Origin of the sequence: Streptomyces prasinopilosus (genome assembly GCF_001419695.1) — a bacterium.
Classification (GTDB): domain Bacteria; phylum Actinomycetota; class Actinomycetes; order Streptomycetales; family Streptomycetaceae; genus Streptomyces; species Streptomyces prasinopilosus.
On record NZ_LIRG01000439.1, the window covers coordinates 1 to 2,243 of the forward strand.

2 protein-coding genes and 1 pseudogene are annotated in these 2,243 nt (G+C 72.2%); all 3 read left to right on the forward strand.

Annotated elements, in window-relative coordinates:
* Positions 1 to 280, forward strand: a pseudogene (locus tag AOK18_RS18765) (indole-3-glycerol phosphate synthase); the annotation flags it as partial.
* Between the two features lie 100 nt (positions 281 to 380).
* Positions 381 to 1,625, forward strand: a 1,245-nt coding sequence (gene murC / locus AOK18_RS18770) for a UDP-N-acetylmuramate--L-alanine ligase (RefSeq protein ID WP_240503230.1), incomplete at its 3' end; no start/stop codon positions are given.
* Between the two features lie 222 nt (positions 1,626 to 1,847).
* On the forward strand, positions 1,848 to 2,243 hold a 396-nt coding region (msrB, locus tag AOK18_RS18775), incomplete at its 3' end, for a peptide-methionine (R)-S-oxide reductase MsrB (RefSeq protein ID WP_055695126.1).

The window sequence follows — 2,243 nt, forward strand, 5'->3', positions numbered from 1 at the left end:
GACCCCCGAGGGCGAGGAGGCCAGGACCGTGGGGGAGCGGGCCCTGGAGGTGTCCCTGCAGGCACTGCGGGCCGCCGGTCACACGGCCGAGGGCCGGCTGATCGAGGACCACCCGCTGGACGCGCTGAGAACGATGGTCCGGGAGACCGGGGCCGACGAGGTGATCGTGCTCACCGATCCGCACTACGTGGAGGAGTTCTTCCACCGGGACTGGGCCTCCCGGGCCCGGCACAAGGTGGAGGTGCCGGTGCTGAAACTGTTCTCCCACAGCAAGGCATAGGCTGGGGCCGCGCCTTCGCACGAGGGCGCGCACCCTCGTCCCGCTCGTCGCACCACCGCGCACGACCCGCACCGCTCGTCACCCCTGGGGAGAAACACGCATGGCACCCGGCCTTCCTACCGCCATGGACCGACCGCACTTCATCGGCATCGGCGGCGCCGGGATGTCGGGCATCGCGAAGATCCTCGCGCAGCGCGGCGCCCGGGTGGCCGGGAGCGACGCCAAGGAGTCCGCCACCGCCGAGGCGCTGCGCGCGCTGGGTGCCACCGTGCACATCGGGCACGCCGCCGGACACCTGGCCGACGACGCGAGCTGCGTGGTCGTGTCGTCGGCGATCCGCGAGGACAACCCGGAGCTGGTCCGCGCGGCCGAACTGGGCGTGCCCGTGGTGCACCGCTCCGACGCGCTGGCCGCCCTCATGGACGGCCTGCGCCCGATCGCGGTGGCCGGCACCCACGGCAAGACCACGACGACCTCCATGCTGGCCGTCTCCCTGAGCGAGCTGGGCCGCCGGCCGTCGTACGCCATCGGCGGCGACCTGGACGTGCCCGGTTCCAACGCGCTGCACGGCGACGGCGAGATCTTCGTCGCCGAGGCGGACGAGTCCGACCGCAGCTTCCACAAGTACGCGCCCGAGGTCGCGATCATCCTCAACGTGGAGCTGGACCACCACGCCAACTACGCGTCGATCGAGGAGATCCACGAGTCCTTCGAGACGTTCGTCGCCCGGATCGTGCCCGGCGGCACCCTGGTGATCTCCTCGGACCACGAGGGCGCGCGGGAACTGACCCGGCGCCTGCGCGGCGCGGCGGGACCCGCCGGCGGGGCCGGTTCCGTGCGGACGGTGACGTACGGGGAGGCGCCGGACGCCGACGTGCGGGTGACGTCGGTCGTCCCGCAGGGGCTGAAGAGCGAGGTGACCGTCGAGTTCGAGGGCGCCCCGCTCACCTTCACGGTGTCCGTCCCGGGCCGCCACTACGCGCACAACGCCGTGGCCGCGCTCGCCGCGGGCGCCGCGCTCGGTATCCCGGCCGCGGAGCTGGCCCCGGCACTGGCCGCGTACACCGGCGTGAACCGGCGCCTGCAGCTCAAGGGCGAGGCGGCCGGTGTCCAGGTCATCGACTCCTACGCGCACCACCCGACCGAGATGACCGCCGACCTGGAGGCGATGCGCGCCGCCGCGGGCGACGCCCGCATCCTGGTCGTCTTCCAGCCGCACCTCTTCTCCCGCACCCGGGAGCTGGGCAAGGAGATGGGCGCGGCCCTGGCCCTGGCCGACGCCTCGCTGGTCCTCGACGTCTACCCGGCCCGCGAGGACCCGATCCCCGGCGTCACCAGCGAACTGNNGTGACGCCGGTGCACGACAGGGCGGAGATCCCCCGGGCCGTGGCGGGAATGGCCAAGCCCGGTGATCTCGTTCTCACCATGGGAGCGGGCGACGTCACCGACATCGGCCCGCTGATCCTGGACCACCTGTCGAAGTAGGAACGCCGTCGCGCGAACGTCGGGGCGGGAACGCCGAGGACGTGCGGGAAGCGGCGGGAAGAAGCGGAAGGGCTGGAGGCTCATGTCGTACGACGTGGAGAAGCCGGACGAGCAGTGGCGCGCGGAACTGTCGCCGTCCGAGTACGCCGTGCTGCGCCAGGCGGCCACGGAACCGGCCTTCACCGGTGAGTACACCGACACCAGGACCGAGGGCGTGTACGCGTGCCGCGCCTGCGGTGCCGAACTGTTCACCTCGAAGACCAAGTTCGAGTCGCACTGCGGCTGGCCCTCGTTCTACGACCCGCGGGACTCCGAAGCGGTCGAACTGGTCGAGGACCGGTCGCACGGCATGGTGCGCACCGAGGTGCGCTGCTCACGCTGCGGCTCACACCTCGGGCACGTGTTCGAGGGCGAGGGGTACGCGACACCCACGGACCAGCGGTACTGCATCAACAGCATCTCGCTGAGGCTGCGGCCC